This window comes from uncultured Mucilaginibacter sp. (genome assembly GCF_937859865.1).
GTDB lineage: Bacteria > Bacteroidota > Bacteroidia > Sphingobacteriales > Sphingobacteriaceae > Mucilaginibacter_A.
The window spans coordinates 1-18,787 of the sequence record NZ_CALMAT010000009.1; the positions used below are offsets into that span (position 1 = coordinate 1).

Sequence of the window (18,787 nt, forward strand, 5' to 3'; positions counted from 1 at the left end):
TTGCAGAATGCACCCGACCACGATGCGGATTATTTTAAAATTCCGAAAGTGATTGAGCGATAGCTTTTAGCTGTCAGTAATCAGCTATCAGCTTCTGGCAATCGGTACTTAACTACCAATTTAAAAAACCTGCTATTCGCTGAAGGCTGATAGCTGATCACTTATTCATACGGCTGCATCTTCTCGCAAGTGCAAACACAATTCGGATCGGAGATATTTAATTTTTTTAAAAAAGCCTGGTAAAAACCGGCGCGGTCTGCCGGGCCAAACTGGTTTGCGCGGCCGCATTCTACTTCGCCGTTGATAATGTTGGTAGTCATGCCGAAACCTGCTGTCCTGCCTTTTGCCGTATCGGCGGCGGTTGGTTTCCAGTTTCCGGCCATTACAGCATGTGCCGATGGTTTTTGTTCCTGCGGCATCATCCAAAAATAAAGAGCTGTTTTAAAAGCCGTTACGGCATCGGTGGTAATTAAATCCGGGTTTTGCAGCAGTTTGTTTTTATCGCCAAAAATACAATCGCTTGCAAAACCATAATTGCCGTTGTAACTGATCTGCATCGGCCCGCGGCCATAATATTTTTTTTCGGGAACAGCCGGATAAACATCGTTCTTGTCCACGTAAGGCAAATTGGTGTTCACTTCGTGCAAAAACATCAGGCCGTCGTCGTATTGTCCGTTTCGGCCGTGCCGCGTTTCGTGAGCAATTTGGGCTAAAAATGCGGCCAGTTCCCGCTTGCTGGTTTCCAAACTTTTATCGGCACAAAAAGTGCCAAAATCAACGGTAAACTGGGTGTATGCTTTAGCTTTTGCCCAGGGTTGGTTCCAGTCCGCATCCTGCCGAACTACAGCAGATTTTCCGGTAGCTCGGTCTGTCCGAGTAATCCGAAATAGATACGTATCCCGTTTTTCAACCTTGATTACAATGTTTGATAGCGCTTTAATTGCACCGGTAAAAGAAGCATACGTGTAAAACGGGTCGCGCTGCGGAAACATTTCTTCAAAAGTTTTTTGGCTGAGCATAGCAGCGAAAGGAACTTTTGCAGGTGCTTCAGTTTGTTTGGTTCGGGTTGATGACAGGTATTTGAAACCGGCAATCAACATAAAGCTTAAAATTAAGGTGCTAAAAAAAGCATATTTTTTCATGGGTTGAGAAGTAAAACAAAGTCCGGGACCAGCAAAAAGCAAAACATAATTTTTAGATGATAAACAAAGTAAGGTTTATTTAATTGTATCAGCATGAAGATTTATACCAAAACCGGCGATTCTGGTTACACTTCTTTAATCGGCGGAACTCGCGTTCCAAAACATCATTTGCGTATCGAAAGTTATGGTACAATGGACGAGCTGAACAGTTACATCGGTTTGATTTGGGGCCAGGAAATTGATGGGCAAGACCGTTTGCTGCTCAAAGAAATACAAGACCGGCTGTTTACCATTGGCGCTTCGCTGGCTGCCGACCCGGAAAAATCATCTATGAAAATCCCTGACATTCACTTAAAAGATATTGAATTGCTGGAAACAGAAATGGACAGGATGGAAGGTGTTTTACCGCAACTGAAGCACTTTATTTTGCCGCGCGGCAACAATGCAATTGCCTTTTGCCATTTGGCACGTTGCGTTTGCCGTCGGGCAGAACGGATTGTAGTTTCCTTGTCTGAAGAAAGTTTTGTAGAAGAAAAGGTGAAAATTTACCTGAACAGATTAAGCGATTACCTGTTTATGTTGGCACGAAAGATTGGGCACGATCAAAATATTGCAGAAAATAAATGGGTTCCGCGTATTTAATCCGGCAAAACATTTCGATATTAAAACTAAAATATTATACTTTTGCAAACTTTTAAATAACACAAATTTATTTATGTATTGGACACTCGAACTGGCATCGCACTTAGAAGATGCACCATGGCCGGCAACTAAAGATGAACTGATTGATTATGCCATACGCTCCGGGGCACCGGTTGAGGTAATTGAAAATTTGCAGGCTTTGGAAGACGACGGCGAGCCGTATGAAAATATTGAAGAGATCTGGCCTGATTACCCTACAAAAGACGATTTCTTTTTTAACGAAGACGAATATTAGCAACTTAGTTATTTTAAGTTTATTGCCCTTATTAAAGCAGCATAACTTCTTTTTTTAAAATTATTGCTTTAAGTTGACTTTTTGGAACGGTTTTCGCTTATGAGAAACCAAAATAACCACTTAAACTTTAAAACTTAAACTTAGAAATTATGGGAAATCTATTGTATCTTATCGCTGTAATCCTGATTATCTTATGGGTAGTCGGATTTTTATTTCATGGGCTCGGAACTTTTGGTGACGGAGGAATTATACACGTATTGCTTGTTATCGCCATCATCATGATCCTGTTAAAAGTGATCAGAAGAGCATAAGCAAATCTTGATAACGAAAAAAGCCGCTACATGCGGCTTTTTTCGTTTAATAACATTGCTGCAATTCTTAGATCAGATGGAAACGTAATTTTAAAATTTTCCGGGTTTCCTTCTATTAAGTTGATTTTTTCTCCGGAGCGTTCTACTACGCTGGCATCATCGGTAAATTCTTCCAAATATTCTTGTTCGTAAGCTTTTTTTAACTGGTATGATTGAAAAGTTTGCGGCGTTTGTACTAAAAAAACTTCGCTTCGGTTTAAGTTTTGCGTCTCGCCGTTTGCCTTTTGCCATCGAACAGAATCTTTACTGGGGACGGCAACAACGGCATTTTCAACTTTTAATGCCTGTTGATAAGCGTTTGAAATAATTTCTGTGCTGATTAAAGGCCGAACCGCATCATGAATGGCAACAACGTCGTCTCCGCCTATTTTTTCTAATGCATTTTTTACACTGTGAAACCTGGTTTCTCCGCCTGCAACCAATTGGTGTTTGATTTTAAATTGATGCAATTCGCACAAACTTTCCCAGTAAGAAAACTGCTGCCGGTTTAAAACAACCAAAATTTCGGGTTTTTCCAACGAAGCAAAAAAAGCCGAGATCGTGTGCATGATCACCGGCTGTCCATTCAATAACAAAAATTGTTTTGGTATTTCGCTGTTCATCCTGGTACCAGAACCTCCTGCAACAATCACCGCAAAAAATTTCATCTGTACCTGAAACCTAAAATTTATGTGCTAAAAGAAGCATTTAGATAATCAGCATGGCATCGCCATAACTGTAAAAACGGTATTTTTCTTTGATGGCCACTTCGTAAGCGTGCATCACGTTTTCGTACCCGCCAAAAGCGGCAATCATCATCAGCAGAGTTGATTCCGGCGTATGAAAATTGGTGATCATGCAGTTGGCAATACTAAAATCATAAGGCGGAAAGATGAACTTGCTTGTCCAATCGTTGGCTGCTTTCAAAGTATGGCTTGCCGAAACTGCCGATTCAATGGTGCGCATCGAAGTTGTCCCAACCGCACAAATGCGTTTTTTGGCTGCAATGCCGCGGTTTACAATGTCGGCTTGTTTTTGCTCAATGATAAACTGCTCCGAATCCATTTTGTGCTTGGTCAAATCTTCCACCTCAACCGGGCGAAAAGTGCCTAAACCAACGTGCAAGGTAACTTCTGCAAATTCTACACCTTTCAATTCCAAACGTTTCATCAGTTCGCGGCTGAAATGCAGACCGGCAGTTGGTGCGGCCACTGCGCCTTCGTTTTTCGCAAAAATGGTTTGGTAACGCTCTTTGTCTTCGGCAGTGGCTTTGCGTTTAATATATTTCGGAAGCGGTGTTTCGCCCAAAATTTCTACGTTTTTTCTGAATTCTTCGTCTGTTCCGTCAAACAAAAAACGAATGGTGCGGCCGCGGGAAGTGGTGTTGTCCACAACTTCGGCAATCAGCAAATCGTCATCGCCGAAATACAGTTTGTTGCCCACACGGATTTTTCGTGCCGGGTCAACCAAAACATCCCACAAACGAAGCTCTTTGTTCAATTCGCGCAGCAAAAAAACTTCGATGGTGGCACCGGTTTTTTCCTTGTTGCCATACAAACGGGCCGGAAAAACTTTGGTGTTGTTCAAAATCATTACGTCTTTGTCATCAAAATAATCCAGCACGTCTTTAAATATTTTGTGCTCGATTTTGCCCGAATCACGGTGCAGTACCATCAGCCTGGATTCGTCCCGCTTTTCGGAAGGCGAATGGGCAATCAATGATTCTGGCAGGTTGAACTTAAATTGAGATAATTTCATGGTTCGGCGTAATAAATTTAAGGGCGCAAATGTACAAATTTATTACCTTAAACGAACAGCTTAAACGGTTGTTTTTGCAGGATGTTAAAACGTGGTTTAAAGCGCTGCCGGTAAGTTTGGCTTTTGTGCCGATGCTTCTTTTACACCTGTTTTTTTGGTGTGCTTTTTGTTTTTTCAAACCAAAAAAGTTTTATTGGTTTTTTAAACCAGCCGTAAAAACAAATTTTTGCATAAAAATATAAGCCCGAATATCATTTAACTACCAAACAATTGTACTTTTATCGGCTTATAAAGCAAGCTGGTTAAATCTTGTACTTAAACAGGTTTTCATCCGCGGAAACCTGTTTATACGTTTATTATAAATTTTATTTTCATGTCAGAAACAGCACAAATAAAGCTTTCCGAAAATACCTATGATTTCCCTGTCATCACAGGGACCGAAAATGAAAAGGCGGTTGATATTTCAAAACTTCGTGATTTAAGCGGTTATATTACCCTGGATACCGGTTATAAAAATACTGGCGCTACCAAAAGTGCCATTACTTTTTTAGATGGCGAAAAAGGTATTTTAAGATACCGCGGTTATTCGATTGAGCAATTGGCTGAAAAATCAAATTTTATAGAAGTGGCTTTTTTGCTGATTTATGGCGAATTGCCAACGGAAAAGCAGGTTGCCGATTTCCAAAATGAGATCAGCCACCACACGTTGGTGCACGAAGACATGAAGAAGTTTTTCGACGGGTTTCCAAGCCATTCGCACCCGATGGGGCAGTTGGGCTCGCTGGTTTGTTCGCTTTCGGCTTTCTATCCCGAATCTTTGAAACTCAACCAAACTGAAGCGGAGATTAACCAAACAATCATCAAAATGCTGGCCAAAATGAGCACGATCGTTTCCTGGATCTACAAAAAATCTTTCGGCCACCCGGTTATCTATCCCAAAAACAAATACGATTATGTAAGCAATTTTTTGCACATGACTTTTGGCCAGCGTACAGAAGATGTTGAAATTGACCCGGTTTTGGTGGATGTGATGAACAAACTGCTGATCTTGCACGCAGACCACGAGCAAAATTGTTCTACTTCAACGGTCCGCATTGTGGGTTCTTCGGATTGTAATTTATACGCTTCTATTTCTGCTGGGATTTCTGCGCTTTGGGGCCCGCTTCATGGTGGTGCAAACCAAGCCGTGATCGAAATGCTGGAGCAGATTAAAGAAGATGGCGGCGACACGCAAAAATGGATTGCCAAAGCAAAAGACAAGAACGACCCTTTTCGTTTGATGGGTTTCGGACACCGGGTTTATAAAAACTTTGATCCTCGTGCCAAGATCATCAAAAAAGCCTGTGATGACGTGCTTGAAAAATTAGGCGTAAACGACCCGGTTTTAGAAATTGCCAAACAATTGGAAGAAGTGGCTTTGAAAGATGATTATTTTGTGCAGCGAAAATTGTATCCAAACGTAGATTTTTATTCGGGCATTATTTACCGCGCTTTAGGTTTCCCGACGGATATGTTTACCGTGCTGTTTGCGTTGGGCCGTTTGCCGGGCTGGATTGCGCAATGGAAAGAAATGAAAGAAAATAAAGAACCGATTGGCCGTCCGCGCCAGGTTTATACCGGTTATACCGAACGGGATTATGTGGAAATGCAGGCACGTTAAGTTTTAACACTGATTTTTATACGGTAAAAGAAGCTTCCGAAAAACGGGGGCTTTTTTTGTGCAGTTGTTTTTGCTGTCATCCCGACCAGGAGGGATTTTCTTTGAAGCGGAAGGTTTAGATTTTCTGGCTTGTTGAAAGAAGGTTTCTCCTTTCGGTCTGAAATAACAACACCACCAATTTTTGCATGATAAAAGAAGCATCAGCCTAAATCCCTTTGCTTAAAATTTATGTGGTAAAAGAAGTATTCAAGTTGAAAGAAGACTTTTGTCTTCGGATCGAAATAACAACACCACCAATTTTTGCATGATAAAAAAAGCATCGGCTTAAATCCTTTTACTCAAAATAAGAAACATACTTTGCCGGGATAGCTTTGATATTCCTGATTTTGATGTCTTTATAAAACACTTCCGCTGCTTCACTTTGCAATTGGATTTTGCCATGCGTAAGTGGTTTGCGCTGATTGCCGTCGTGGTAACTTGAATTGCTAAGGGCCATCACTACATGTCCGTTTACAATATGCAAACTTTTGCCGCCAAAACTAATCAGCTCAAGTTCTGTCCATTCGCCGTGCGGGCTTTCGTAATTTCCGCTGGCCTGGATAAAGTTTTTACCGTTACCAGTGGTAATTATTTCGCCTTTCGGGTTAAATTTTAGCGAGTCTTTTTTTGGCGAATAGTCAATGCGCACGTCAGCCTGCGAGTTGGCAATGCACCAATAATCGCCCATCGAATTTCCATTTTCATGTGCCGAAACCTGAAACTCCTGGCTCAACATCCACGAATGCCAGTAATCCACGCCGGCCGGGCCTTGCGAGTTATACAAAATGCCCGAATCCCAGGGTTCAGTTAAGCGCGGTACCCATTTTTTGGTGCCCCATTTTACCTTCAGCTTTAAATCATAGTTTTCAAAATCCTGTTTGGTAAAAACGCAACCGTAAATTTCGCCGCTGATGCGTAAAACTGGTTCGCCGTTTTGCATCACCACCGAAAAAACGTTGGCTTCATTTTTATTGTAACCAATTGGCGCAATCGGTTTTCCGCTGGCATCCACCGGAACCTGGCCTTTATAACCCAACTGGTGCCGGTAACTTTCATAGTTTTCCCACTTCGATAGGTTTTTATCCAGCAAATCCGTCCACAAATTTGGTGGCATAAAAGAAGCATTCAGCAGCAGGAATAAGCCGCAAAACAGCAAAATTGCAATTCGTTTCATATTTATTTAAGTTGAAGTATTTGCAGTTGGTTTTCAGTAGTCGAGATAACCACTACCTAACCTGATGCTGCAATGCAAAAGATAAAAAGCTGCCATCAATAGCCAAAGCAAAAGCCAAAATAAGGGCAGGCGTAAAGCCTTTAATTTCAAAACCGGCAAATATGGCATCGGCTATTTTAACCACAACGGCGGTAACCAATAACCGGATGATAAAAGAAAGCAGGCCAAGTGTAAGCAAATTTAAAGGAAAGCGGATGACGGCACCGATGGTTGCATTTAATAAACCAATGACCAAAGCAACTAAAATGGCAGTCCCGAAATTGCGGATAATAATGGTTGGTAAAAAATGCGACAGTAAAAGGATGATGCCTGCGTTTACCAGTAATTCAATAATAAAGTGCATAGGTTTTTTTGTATTTTTTATTAATGGTTAAAACTAAAAATTTATACCGATAAAAACAGTATCAGGTTTTGGAAGTACCGGAGAATTGAACACTGCAATTCCTTTTTTCTAAGTAAGATCCTTTGTTTACACTTGCATCAAAAGCAATAAGCATGATTAAAATAGGCATCATTGGTTTGGGCGATATTGCAACGAAAGCGTACCTTCCCGTTTTAAGCAGCAAAGCCGGTTTCGAGTTTCATTTATGTTCGAGGAATGAAAGCCGGTTGCAGCAATTGGGCACCCAATACCGCATTTCAAACTTGCATACAAATTTAACTTCGCTGATGGCAAGCGGAATACAAGCTGCTTTTGTAAATGCCGCAACCGAAGCGCATTATGAGCTGGTGAAACAATTGCTGGAAGCCAACGTTGCCGTTTTTGTAGACAAGCCTTTGACGATGGATTACCCTTTATCAAAGGAGTTGGTAGAACTGGCCGAAGCGCGAAATGTATTGCTGATGGTTGGTTTTAACCGCCGTTATGCGCCTGTGTATCAGCAGTTAAAATTGGAAGAGCCGATGCTTGTTTTAATGCAGAAAAACCGGAAATCGTTGCCGGATTTTGTCCGCCGGTTTGTGGTGGAAGATTTTATCCACGTGGTAGATACACTGCGTTATCTTTTTCCATACGAGATTAAAAATCTGCTGGTAAACGGCATCAAAAAAGGAGAAATGTTGCACCAGTTGGTAGTCCAGTTTGTAGCTGAAAACGGCGCGGTTGCCATCGGCATCATGAACCGCGACACGGCAACAACTGAAGAAAAAGTGGAAGTGATGACGGCCAAACATAAACGTGTAGCTTATAATGTGGCCGATTTGGTAATCGAAGAAAACCGGAATAGTATTCGAACCGCAACCAATGATTGGGAATCTACTTTGCGCAAGCGCGGTTTTGAGCAAATGGCGGATGATTTTTTGCAAGCGGTTGTCCATCAAACTACAACCCAAATTTCTGCACGCGATGCTTTGTTTACCCATGAAATTTGTGAACGGATTGTGGAAGATTTGGAGGCAAACTTGTAATTTGTTAAATCATAACCCCAATTGCAGTACTTTCTTTCTAAAATTTGGCAAGAACTTGCCAATCGTTGATAAAAGAATTTGTACCTTTAACAGTACAAAATTATGAAAGCTATAACTATTTCGGCGTTGCGCGCTAAGATGAAAGCTTATTTGGATGGTGTAAGCAAATCGCAGGACGTTTTGATTGTTCCCCGAAACAACAAGGAAGAAGATGCCGTGGTGATTATGTCTATCAAAGAATATAATTCATTAACGGAAACCAATCATTTATTGTCTACTGCTGCCAACCGCAAACGGTTGGAGAAATCTCTTAAACAACTTCGTTCGGGCGATACCACCGCTTATTCTTTTGATGAAAAAGATGTAGCGGTACATTGATATGAATACCGAATTTACCCCGGACGGCTGGGAAGATTTTGAATATTGGCTGGACAACGATCAGCAAACAGCGGATAAAATCAGGGAATTAATAAAGTCTATTAAACAAACTCCATTTAAAGGTTTGGGGAAACGAACCGTTAAAATATGAACTAAAAGGGCTTTGGTCGAGAAGGATAACCGGAGAACACAGGTTGGTTTATCAGGTTTCTGGTACTAAAGGAGAAGATCAAAAATGCTCGATTGTTCAAGGTCGGTTTCATTACGACCATTGAATTTATCAATCAAACACCGTTTAAACAATTCAGTTTTAATCTTCATTCTGTTAATAAAAAGAGTGGAATAAATGTCATAAATAATAAAAATTATTATTTTAAGTAACTTTTAAGTAACTTTTAAGTAACTTTTAAGTAACTTTTAAATTCTAAACACGTAAAATTGTACCGGCTATCAAAAACTAAAACCGTTTTAAGGTAGTAAAAATTTGCTGATCCTTGCCCGTTGCAAAACGGGCTTTTTATTTTTTGGGCAAAAAAAAGCCGGAAAATTTTCCCGGCCTACACCAATTTTTATCCGATAAAAGAAGCATTGGCAAAGTTTAGTTCTCGCCGCGTTTCAACCCAAACTTTTCAATTTTACTGTATAAATGGCTGCGTTGGATGTCAATATCGTCGGCCGTTTTAGAAACGTTCCAGCCATTTTTTTCGAGCTTGAATTTGATGTATTCGCGCTCGGCAAAATCCTTGTATTCCTGGAAACTTTTAAAGTTGTCAAAATCCGGCTGTGCAGAAATGGCTTGATGCCCAACCGTAACCGGGGCCGATGGGTTGGCAAAAGCTTTTACATCCAAATCGGTAATTGTTTTGTCGCTCAGGATGATCAAACGTTCGATCATGTTGCGCAGCTCGCGGATGTTGCCCGTCCAAGGCAAAGCTTTTAAAGCTTCCATGCCTGCATCCGAAACCTTTTTTACCGGCATGCCATAATCGGTGCAAACTTCTTCCAGAAAACTTTTGGTGAGGAGCGGAATATCATCACGCCGGTCCGAAAGTGGCGGCACATGGATCAGGATCACGCTTAAACGGTGGTACAAATCCATCCGGAAATTGCCGGCTTCGATCTCTTTCAGTAAATCTTTGTTGGTTGCGGCCACCACGCGTACGTCCACATCAATTTCTTTTTCGCCGCCCACGCGCGTAATTTTGCTTTCCTGCAAAGCACGCAGCACTTTGGCTTGGGCCGAAAGGCTCATGTCGCCAATTTCGTCCAAAAAAAGCGTGCCGCCGCTGGCAGATTCAAACTTGCCGATACGTTGTTTTACTGCGGAAGTGAAAGAGCCTTTTTCGTGGCCAAACAATTCGCTTTCAATCAGTTCTGAAGGGATTGCCGCACAATTGACCTCAATTAACGGCGCATCGCTGCGGTGCGATTTCTCGTGCAGCCAACGGGCAACCAATTCTTTTCCACTGCCGTTGGCACCGGTAACCAGTACGCGCGCTTCGGTTGGCGCCACGCGGTCTATCGTTTCTTTTATTTTGCTGATGGCTTGCGACAGGCCCAGGATTTCGCGGGTTTTAGAAACTTTTTTCTTTAAAACTTTTGTTTCCGAAACCAGTGAGCCGCGGTCCAAGCCATTACGTACCGTGATGAGCAAACGGTTTAAATCCGGTGGTTTGCTGATGAAATCAAAAGCGCCTTTTTTGCTGGCTTCCACCGCTGTTTCTACCGTTCCATGGCCGGAGATCATGATAAAAGGCAGGTCTGGTTTTACGGCAAGCGCTTCGGTAAGCACTTCCAAACCATCCATACGGTTCATCTTGATGTCGCACAAAACCAAGTTGTAGTCGCCCTTTTTGATCAGGTTGAGCGCATCAACGCCGTTATCTACATCATCTACCTGATAATCTTCGTACTCCAAAATTTCCCGAAGCGTACTCCGTATGGCACGTTCATCATCTATAATCAAAATTTTCGACATTGATTTTTATTGCTTAAAGGCTTGGTTTTTTTCCGGCCGCTAAGATAGAATTTTTTGGGCTTTAAAAATCAAACCCTCTCCATGTTGCAGAAAAGGGTTTGGTGTAATAATCCGGATAGCAAACCTGTAAGCCGGGTTCTGTGCCCGGTTGCCCGGGTTTCTGCCATTTATCTGGGATGATGATCGCCCATCACCTCAATCAGCCTACCCGTTCCGGCGTTGCGTGGCAACAAAAGCGGACCGCTTTCTGTGGTTGCCGGAACCTATTTGGCCTTTCAGCTCCTGAGGTTTACCGCAAGGCATGTTGCCATGCCAGGCCGTGCGCTCTTACCGCACGTTTTCACCCTTGCCGCCGATAAATCGGGGCGGTTTATTTTCTGTGGCACTTGCTGTCGCCCATCCGGAAATGGCGCCTTCCCGTTAGGAAGCAGGATGCCCTGCGCTGCCCGGACTTTCCTCCCCGAAGGGAAAACCCAACGGAGCGGCAGAACGTTTTGCTGGGGGCGAAGATAGTAATTAGCTGAAAGCATTCAGCTATCAGCCATCAGCTTCTTTTATAGCTGGTAGCTAATAGCTGATAGTTAATGGTTGATAGCTAATAGCCGGGAGCCGATAGCTAACTGCTGACTGCCGATAGCTGACTGCTGATAGCTGACTGCCGATAGCTGAAAGCCGATAGCACCTTTTCCCAAACAAAACATTTTCCAAAGAGTTAATAGGTTTAAAAACAGATAAAAACTTCGACATGAAAAAATATAACCATTACTTATTGCTTGCTGCTTCCGTTTTTGTGATTTCCTGCGGCCACAGTACTTCGGGCGGTACCACAGACAAAGAAAAAGATGAAGCCCAAAAAGGTGCTTTGGCCGATACCGTTAAAACTACCGATGTATTGCAGGTTGGCACGGGCGATGCCGGTTTTGCTTATAAAGCCGCTGCCAGTGGCATGATGGAAATCCAATTGAGCGGCTTGGCGCAGCGAAAAACTATGGCGCGATGATGGTAAAAGACCATACCAAATCAAGCACCGAATTGAAAAACCTGGCTAACAGCAAAAAATTAACTTTGCCGGTGGCTTTGGAAAAAGATGTGCAAGACCGTGTAGATTCGATGAGCTTGCAAAGCAGCGCCGGTTTCGATTTAAAATATATGGAGATGATGGTGCAGGCACATCAAAAAGACGTGGCCGAATTTGAAAAAGCAACCACCACGGTAAAAGACCCGGACTTGAAAGCTTTTGCCGTAAAAAACCTGCCGATTTTAAAAATGCACTTAAACGAAGCGGAAAAACTGAACGCTTCCCTCAACAAAAAAAATGACGCCAACAATGCCAAAAATGCCAGCGCACAAAAAAAGTAAGCGTATTTTAGGCCGGTAAAAGAAGTATTGGTTTAAACTAAAAAGCCGTATTTTCCTCAAAACAAATTGATTGTTGGTTGGAAAGTGCGGCTTTGTTTTTTAGCTGTGATTTTTCAGGGGAACCGGTCGTAAGCCGATGCTTCTTTTACCGGCATTTTTTCAGCCTCAATCAAAAAAATACTAAAAATATTAGTAATTTTAATATTGATTTTCTACCTTAGCAGAACATAATTCAAGCATTTCCTCTAACAAAAAAAAATTGACCAGCATGAAAACAGCAAAAAAAGTTGTCTTGAAAGGAAGCCACAGGCCAACGCCCAAAACCGAACTAAAACCAATTGATTCGGAAGCGTTTATAGAAGTTACCGTTCGCATCCGCAGAAAAAGATCAATAGATGAAGCCATAGCCAAAGGCGAAGTGATTGCGCGCGAAGACTATGCGCAGGAATTTGGCGCTTCGCAGGAAGACGTAGAAGCGGTGGAAACTTTTGCAAACGAGCATCATTTAACCACGGTTTTGGTGGATTTGGCACGCCGAAGCGTGATTTTGAAAGGCAAGATCAGTGATTTTGAAGCAGCTTTTGCCGTAAACCTGAACTTGCAAGACCAACAAGGAACAGAATTTAGAATCAGGACGGGCGATATCCATGTGCCTGCAGAGTTGGCCGATGTCATCACCGGTGTTTTTGGTTTTGATGAACGCCCGGCAGCGCGGCCGATGTTCCAGATTTACAAACCCGATCAGAAAATTATAAACCATGCTGCCGGAACGCCATCTTACACCAGCGACCAGTTGGCCAAAATTTACGGTTTCCCCACCGGCGTAACCGGAAAAGGGCAATGTATCGGCATCATTGAGTTGGGCGGCGGCTATAAAACGATTGACATCACCAATTACTTTAAAAACCTGGGCATAAAAAAACCGGTGGTAAAAGCAGTATCGGTAGATGGCGGCAAAAACGCGCCAACAAATGCAAACAGTGCCGACGGCGAAGTTTTGCTGGATATTGAAGTGGCCGGGGCAGTAGCGCCCGAGGCAAAATTGGTAGTTTACTTTGCACCAAATACCGATCAGGGTTTTTTGGATGCGATTACGCAGGCAGTGCATGATACAACCAATAAACCTTCTGTTATTTCCATCAGTTGGGGTTCGGCAGAGGTAAACTGGACACCGCAAGCTTTGACCAATTTTAACGAAGCTTTTAAAGCCGCTGCCGTTTTGGGCGTAACCATTTGTGCTGCCGCCGGCGATGGCGGATCGGCCGATGGCGTAACCGATGGCAAAGTGCATGTGGATTTTCCTTCTTCCAGTCCGTACATTTTGGCTTGCGGTGGCACCAAACTGTTGACCGATGCCAGCAACAAAATCACTTCCGAAACCGTGTGGCATGCCGCCAGCGATTCGGCAACCGGTGGTGGCGTAAGCGATGTTTTTCCGTTGCCCGATTATCAGGCAAATGCAAATGTCCCTGCTTCTTTAGATACCAAATTTAAAGGCCGCGGTGTGCCGGATGTTGCCGCCGATGCCGACCCAAGTACAGGCTACAAGGTTTTGGTGGATGGCCAGCAATTGGTTTTTGGCGGAACAAGTGCCGTTGCACCGCTCATGGCCGGGTTGATCGCTTTAGTTAACCAGCAAAAAGGTAAAACGGTAGGTTTTATCAACCCAACCATCTACGCAACGCCAAACTTATGCCGCGATATTACCGTTGGCGATAACAAAACCACCAAAACCACTACCGGTTATACGGCCGGCCCAGGCTGGGACGCTTGTACAGGTTTGGGTGTTTTATCACAATTGCCATAAAATATAGTGCTAAAAGAAGCATTGGTATTGTTTTGATTGAAGGATGTTTAAACAAGTCCAGGATTGGCAAACGTGGCTCTGGCATTTCGAAACGCAGTGAGAAATCTTCTTCTAACAGTAAAAGTTAAAACGCTTTGAAGAGAATTTCTCTCTGCGGCCGAAATGACAGCAGGCTACAAATCAATTTTATCTTTTGATCGCTTTTTTCAAATCTTGTATCAACAATTCTGTTCGGTAATCCACACCTTTTTTAGTTAAATGATAAGGTGTATCAAAAATCAAACTGTCAGGAATGATGTATTCTTCAGGAGAAGAAATCAGTAAAAAATGATTGTCTTTTAATACTTCTTTTACATGCATAATTTTGGTAACAGAATTTTGATAGGATGATTTTTGATAACCCGGAAATGTAACGTACAATTTTGCTTTTTTTTGATAAACTTCCTTTCTAAAATTTAACAAAGCTTGCAGTGCATCCAAGTTAAAACTTTCATTAATTGCAGGATAAGGTTTTGGGTTTTCGCCAGATAATTTCCAATGTGCAGTTGCATCGCCAAAATTGTTAAAAGCTGCACGGTCGTATCGTCCAACGCCATCGTTCTTTGGAAACTTGTAAAATAAAAAGATGGGCCGAAGTTTGGATTGTGCATACTCCGGCAACAATTTTGCAAGTGTAAAAACTTGTTGGTAATCAAGCAGTTTTCGGCTTTGCGGTATAATATCGGTTACCAATGAAAGCAGTTCGCCTTCTCCGTTGGCCAGGTTTCCGTAAAACTGTTGGTATTCAGAAGATAAAACAATAATGTCGCCAGGTTTGATATATTGCAAAGTATTGGACAGCATAAATTTTAACCCAAGGTTTACATGCACGCCCGTATTAATCGGGTTGATGTTCAGCGAATCTTTGATCTTTTTACTATCCAAACCATAAGCCAGGTTAGAACCGCCAACAAAAATAAGGCGCGGTTTTAGCGTATTTTTTAAAAGCTTGTTTTTGTCAATTTGGGTATAAAGCATATTTTGCCTGCCAGATTTTGCAGGTATAAAAAGAGCAACAATTAGCAAAACAAGTAATCCAAGTACAAAGATTGATGTTTTGACGAAGAACTTTTTCAGCATCTAAAATTGGAAATAAATAAACTGACGTTGAGAAAATTCTCCAAAAACCACAATCATAATGAGCAAAATATAGTAAACTGACCAACGCAACCAAACAGGTTTGCACGCCAATGCTTGTACAATGCTTCTTTTACCTTGCAAATATTGAACTGTTTCCAGAAACAAAATCAACAATACCGACAAAGCCATCTCTTTGTTGTTCAACCCGTAATCTTGTAAAACCGGCAAGTGGTTTGTAAAGTGGTTAATTATATCCGGGATGTCTGTAAAAATATGTTTAACAATATAAAAAGCAGTGTGCAAATTATCCGCACGAAAAAAGATCCAGGCAAAAGCAACCAGCAAAAACGTGGTCAAAGTTGATAAAAATGGAATTTTATCCAGTAAAAGAAGCTTGTTGGTTTTCTCTCGAAAGTTTTTGGTAATGATCGCAAAGATGAGGTAAAAGCCATGCAAAGCTCCCCAAATGATATACGTCCAACTGGCGCCGTGCCACAAGCCGCTAATCAGAAAAACAATAAACAAGTTAAAATACCAACGGGAAATGGCAACCCTGTTTCCGCCCAACGGAATGTACAAGTAATCGCGAAACCAGGTGGATAAGGAAATGTGCCAGCGTTGCCAAAACTCGTGCAAACTTTTGGCCTGGTAAGGTTTGTTAAAGTTAACCATCAACCTAAAACCCATTACCCTTGCAATGCCGATAGCCATGTCCGAATAGCCGGAGAAATCGCAAAAGATTTGAAAAGCAAAAAATACGGTTGCCAAAATTAAGCTGAAACTATTGAAATGCTGCGGATGGTTGTAAACCGAATCTACCACAATTGAAAGCCGGTCGGCAATCACCACTTTTTTAAACAAACCCCAAGCCGCAAGTTTCAATCCGATGGTAACTTGTTCGTAATTAAAATGGTGCTTTTCCCTAAATTGGTATAAAATATTTTGTGGCCGCTCGATTGGACCGGCCACTAATTGCGGATAAAACATGACATACAAAGCGTAAATACCAAAGTGTTTTTCGGCTGGATGATTGCCGCGATACACTTCGATGGTATAACTCATGGCTTGGAAAGTATGAAAAGACAAACCGATTGGCAACAAAATTGACAAGTACGGAAGTGGGTTTTTCGTTTCAAAGTTCTCCAATAAAAAGCTTAGGTTTTGATTGATAAAATTGAAATATTTAAAAAAAACCAATACGCCAATGTTTGCAATTAAACTTAAGATTAAAAACAACTTACGATGTTTGCCTTGTGCGTTTTCAATCCAAATTCCGGCAAAGTAATCAACAACAATGGTGAAACCTAAAATTAGAATATAAACCGGAACAAAAGCCATGTAAAAATAGCAACTGCTTAACAAAAGCAACAACCATCTTTTTGAATAAGGCAACAAATAATATAAACTTGTAACAATGATAAAAAAAACCAGAAATGAATAAGAGTTAAAAAGCATAGGTTTTGGTTGTCAATGTAATTTCTCCAATTTTAATTTAAATCAGCTTTTTATTGAAGTAACAACATATCCAACCAACTCTTTAACATAAATATTCCAATCCGACAAAGTTTGTGCAGACGGAATAAAATCAGCAAAAGTAAAAAGCCCTTTTCCGGCAAAATAGTTACAAGGATATGGCTCAATATTTAGGTTTGCTTTTTTGCAAATCAACAAAGCACGCCGCATGTGAAAGGCCGAAGTAATCAGCAAATATGGTGGCGGCAAATGTTTGGCTTCTAAAATTTGTTTTGAAAATTGGATATTTTCAATTGTGTTGCGCGATTTTTTTTCAAACAATAAGGCACTATCAGCAATATTAAAACTTCGGGCTTCTGTTCTGATCCAATTGCCTTCGGTAAAATTAAATTTGTCGGGAACTAAGTTTGCACTGCCGCCGGTAAAAAGTAAATGGCTTACGGTTCCGTTTTCTTTTAGTTTGATGCCTTGGATAAACCGATCAGAAGCAGCGTTTAAAAAACCATGACCACTATTATCTTCGTTAATGTAACCGCCTAAAATTAAAGCACAACTATAATTGTTTTTTTTTAAGGTTGTGGTTTGGATGTCCCAATATTTGGCAAATTGGTTTAATAAAAATGGATCAGAGAAAAAAAGCAACAGGACAACACTTGCAATTATAGCTACGCGACGATGCCTTTTATGTTTTGTAAAACACGCAAACAGGAGCAAAATGATAATCCACATGATTGGGAAAATAAAAAAGATTAATAGTTTTGAGAGGATGAAAAACATATTTTCCAGTTGGTAAAGTTTGATGAACAATAGGATTAAAAGCTTTGTAGGCACACTAAATTTTGCCGATAAAAGAAGCATTAGAAAACACACAAGTAAAATCTAATTTTTTGAAATTAATCTCTGTTATGCTTAAATTTAATGGAAACAATATTGGTTAAAACATAAGCGATAAAGACTGTCCAAAAAGGCATCGTGATATAAAACATTCTTCTGAAAGCACTTACCAGTGTACTTCCAGCCAGGTAAATTAAGATGAACAAAAGCAGTAGAATTATTTCTTGCGGTAGTTTTTTATAATGAAAAATGCCCAATCCAAGCGTAATTACCATAAAAACAAGCACAAACATATTTGGAATAATGGTGAAATAAGTTTTAACATCTTGTTCCATGTTGGTGAAAGGGTATGAGAAAAACATACGACCCAAATTGGCCACGCAATTTAGCATATATTTCTTTGGATAATGTTTGATGTTTTCAATTGCTTTGGTTTTGTAAATTGCATCGCGCTCTAATGGTGGTAATTTTAAAACGCTGTCCACAAAAACTTTGTAGTTTGGGTTTTGCAACATTTGCGGGTTATCTTTCCAATCGCCCCAATCATTTGGATACGGCGCACTCATGTTGTACAACGACCAGCCGCCGCTGTTTGTCCAATAAAAAGGTTTGTGCGTAACGCTGTAAGTGTAAACAAGATAAGGTACGCAAAGTAAAAACGACAGGGCAAATACGTAGGTAAATTTTTTTGCCGATGACCGAAATTTAGGCAGTAAAAACAGTATCAAAGAAATAAACAACATAGCGATAATCACATAGCCGAATACAACTTTAGTCATAGTTAAAAATGCAATTGCAATGGCACAAAGCCAAATTGTTTTTGAGGAAAGCTTTTTCTCTTTTCCAATCTTAAAAAACAAATAACCAATCAAGCTTATTAAAAACCAGGTTAAACATTCTGTCAAAACCAATGGGATTTTTTCGTAAACCGGAAAATACAATCCTAATAAAATTGCACAAACTAAGGCTGTTTTTTGAGAAGCATAAAGCCGGATGGTTTTATAAACAAGTACCAATGAAGCGTACATCATCAAAGCATTCAATATTCGGATGATCATCAACGGAAGTTTCAATAACAAAAAAGGCGCTACAACTAATGGATAACCCGGCCCGTTCCAAAGGTCAATATTGGGAAGCGGCGGCGAATAAAACCCGTGTAAAATGTTTCTTGCAAACCGGATGTATCGTTCTTCATCATCCACAAAATTATGTGGCGCAAGTACAACACAAATCGCCAAATACAATAATAGAAATGGAGCTAATTGTAAATAAATATTTAAGCCAGAATACCAACGTAAAAGTTTTTTCATAT

21 protein-coding genes and 1 other RNA gene are annotated in these 18,787 nt (G+C 41.0%); 11 read left to right on the forward strand and 11 right to left on the reverse strand.

The features are described from left to right. Positions 1 to 161: 161 nt before the first annotated feature. Complete coding sequence (locus Q0192_RS01195; RefSeq protein ID WP_299284850.1) at positions 162 to 1,142, reverse strand: chitinase; 981 nt, start codon at positions 1,140 to 1,142, stop codon at positions 162 to 164. A 93-nt stretch (positions 1,143 to 1,235) separates the two neighbouring features. On the opposite strand from Q0192_RS01195, the gene Q0192_RS01200 reads away from it, so the two are divergent. The 3 genes from Q0192_RS01200 (at position 1,236) to Q0192_RS01210 (ending at position 2,390) form a co-directional block, all read left to right on the forward strand. Continuing rightward, positions 1,236 to 1,784, forward strand: coding sequence for a cob(I)yrinic acid a,c-diamide adenosyltransferase (locus Q0192_RS01200; RefSeq protein ID WP_299284853.1), 549 nt, complete (start codon positions 1,236 to 1,238; stop codon positions 1,782 to 1,784). Positions 1,785 to 1,857: 73 nt separating this feature from the next. Continuing rightward, positions 1,858 to 2,079: a DUF2795 domain-containing protein gene (locus Q0192_RS01205; protein ID WP_002996718.1), complete on the forward strand. Its 222-nt coding sequence runs from the start codon at positions 1,858 to 1,860 to the stop codon at positions 2,077 to 2,079. 149 nt (positions 2,080 to 2,228) lie between these two features. After that, a complete protein-coding gene (locus tag Q0192_RS01210; RefSeq protein ID WP_299284857.1) occupies positions 2,229 to 2,390 on the forward strand; it encodes a lmo0937 family membrane protein in 162 nt (53 codons plus the stop codon). Positions 2,391 to 2,416: 26 nt separating this feature from the next. Here Q0192_RS01210 and Q0192_RS01215 read toward each other — a convergent pair whose 3' ends face one another. Beyond that, positions 2,417 to 3,097, reverse strand: a complete 681-nt coding sequence (locus tag Q0192_RS01215; RefSeq protein ID WP_299284860.1) for a 2-C-methyl-D-erythritol 4-phosphate cytidylyltransferase — start codon at positions 3,095 to 3,097, stop codon at positions 2,417 to 2,419. Between the two features lie 40 nt (positions 3,098 to 3,137). Beyond that, positions 3,138 to 4,187, reverse strand: coding sequence for a tRNA preQ1(34) S-adenosylmethionine ribosyltransferase-isomerase QueA (gene queA / locus Q0192_RS01220; protein WP_299284863.1), 1,050 nt, complete (start codon positions 4,185 to 4,187; stop codon positions 3,138 to 3,140). A 373-nt stretch (positions 4,188 to 4,560) separates the two neighbouring features. Here queA and Q0192_RS01225 point away from each other — a divergent pair, with 373 nt between their 5' ends. Next, positions 4,561 to 5,847 (forward strand): citrate synthase, encoded by a 1,287-nt coding sequence (locus Q0192_RS01225; protein ID WP_299284866.1) that lies wholly within the window; start codon positions 4,561 to 4,563, stop codon positions 5,845 to 5,847. 334 nt (positions 5,848 to 6,181) lie between these two features. Here the strand turns inward: Q0192_RS01225 and Q0192_RS01230 are convergent, their stop codons facing one another. Next, a complete protein-coding gene (locus Q0192_RS01230) occupies positions 6,182 to 7,060 on the reverse strand; it encodes a DUF1080 domain-containing protein (protein WP_299284869.1) in 879 nt (292 codons plus the stop codon). A 52-nt stretch (positions 7,061 to 7,112) separates the two neighbouring features. Continuing rightward, on the reverse strand, positions 7,113 to 7,463 hold the full coding sequence (locus Q0192_RS01235) for a phage holin family protein (RefSeq protein WP_299284872.1): 351 nt from the start codon (positions 7,461 to 7,463) through the stop codon (positions 7,113 to 7,115). A 152-nt stretch (positions 7,464 to 7,615) separates the two neighbouring features. Between Q0192_RS01235 and Q0192_RS01240 the strand changes: the two genes are divergently transcribed. The 4 genes from Q0192_RS01240 (at position 7,616) to Q0192_RS18710 (ending at position 9,180) form a co-directional block, all read left to right on the forward strand. Further along, a complete protein-coding gene (locus Q0192_RS01240) occupies positions 7,616 to 8,527 on the forward strand; it encodes a Gfo/Idh/MocA family oxidoreductase (protein WP_299284875.1) in 912 nt (303 codons plus the stop codon). Positions 8,528 to 8,629: 102 nt separating this feature from the next. Beyond that, positions 8,630 to 8,905 carry a type II toxin-antitoxin system Phd/YefM family antitoxin gene (locus Q0192_RS01245; RefSeq protein ID WP_299284878.1) on the forward strand — a complete coding sequence of 92 codons (276 nt, stop codon included), beginning with the start codon at positions 8,630 to 8,632 and terminating at the stop codon, positions 8,903 to 8,905. A 1-nt stretch (position 8,906) separates the two neighbouring features. After that, positions 8,907 to 9,056, forward strand: coding sequence for a type II toxin-antitoxin system YoeB family toxin (locus tag Q0192_RS18705; protein WP_366518126.1), 150 nt, complete (start codon positions 8,907 to 8,909; stop codon positions 9,054 to 9,056). Between the two features lie 25 nt (positions 9,057 to 9,081). Then, positions 9,082 to 9,180, forward strand: coding sequence for a hypothetical protein (locus Q0192_RS18710; RefSeq protein ID WP_366518127.1), 99 nt, complete (start codon positions 9,082 to 9,084; stop codon positions 9,178 to 9,180). Between the two features lie 323 nt (positions 9,181 to 9,503). On the opposite strand, the gene Q0192_RS01255 is transcribed toward Q0192_RS18710, so the two are convergent. Both Q0192_RS01255 and rnpB read right to left on the reverse strand, forming a co-directional pair. After that, a complete protein-coding gene (locus Q0192_RS01255) occupies positions 9,504 to 10,883 on the reverse strand; it encodes a sigma-54 dependent transcriptional regulator (RefSeq protein ID WP_299284881.1) in 1,380 nt (459 codons plus the stop codon). 111 nt (positions 10,884 to 10,994) lie between these two features. Next, positions 10,995 to 11,384: RNase P RNA component class A (gene rnpB, locus Q0192_RS01260), an RNA gene on the reverse strand. Between the two features lie 244 nt (positions 11,385 to 11,628). On the opposite strand from rnpB, the gene Q0192_RS01265 reads away from it, so the two are divergent. From Q0192_RS01265 to Q0192_RS01275, 3 genes are all read left to right on the forward strand, one after another. Continuing rightward, positions 11,629 to 11,883: a hypothetical protein gene (locus tag Q0192_RS01265; RefSeq protein ID WP_299284884.1), complete on the forward strand. Its 255-nt coding sequence runs from the start codon at positions 11,629 to 11,631 to the stop codon at positions 11,881 to 11,883. Then, positions 11,880 to 12,242, forward strand: a complete 363-nt coding sequence (locus tag Q0192_RS01270) for a DUF4142 domain-containing protein (protein ID WP_299284887.1) — start codon at positions 11,880 to 11,882, stop codon at positions 12,240 to 12,242. Before Q0192_RS01265 ends, Q0192_RS01270 begins: the two co-directional genes overlap by 4 nt. 268 nt (positions 12,243 to 12,510) lie before the next feature. Continuing rightward, complete coding sequence (locus tag Q0192_RS01275; protein ID WP_299284890.1) at positions 12,511 to 14,049, forward strand: S53 family peptidase; 1,539 nt, start codon at positions 12,511 to 12,513, stop codon at positions 14,047 to 14,049. Positions 14,050 to 14,235: 186 nt separating this feature from the next. Here Q0192_RS01275 and Q0192_RS01280 read toward each other — a convergent pair whose 3' ends face one another. From Q0192_RS01280 to Q0192_RS01295, 4 genes are all read right to left on the reverse strand, one after another. Then, positions 14,236 to 15,066 (reverse strand): hypothetical protein, encoded by an 831-nt coding sequence (locus Q0192_RS01280; protein WP_299284893.1) that lies wholly within the window; start codon positions 15,064 to 15,066, stop codon positions 14,236 to 14,238. 102 nt (positions 15,067 to 15,168) lie between these two features. Continuing rightward, positions 15,169 to 16,506: an MBOAT family O-acyltransferase gene (locus Q0192_RS01285; RefSeq protein WP_299284896.1), complete on the reverse strand. Its 1,338-nt coding sequence runs from the start codon at positions 16,504 to 16,506 to the stop codon at positions 15,169 to 15,171. Positions 16,507 to 16,665: 159 nt separating this feature from the next. Beyond that, a complete protein-coding gene (locus tag Q0192_RS01290; RefSeq protein ID WP_299284899.1) occupies positions 16,666 to 17,370 on the reverse strand; it encodes a YdcF family protein in 705 nt (234 codons plus the stop codon). 164 nt (positions 17,371 to 17,534) lie between these two features. Further along, on the reverse strand, positions 17,535 to 18,785 hold the full coding sequence (locus Q0192_RS01295) for a glycosyltransferase family 39 protein (protein ID WP_299284902.1): 1,251 nt from the start codon (positions 18,783 to 18,785) through the stop codon (positions 17,535 to 17,537). Between the last annotated feature and the right edge of the window lie 2 nt (positions 18,786 to 18,787).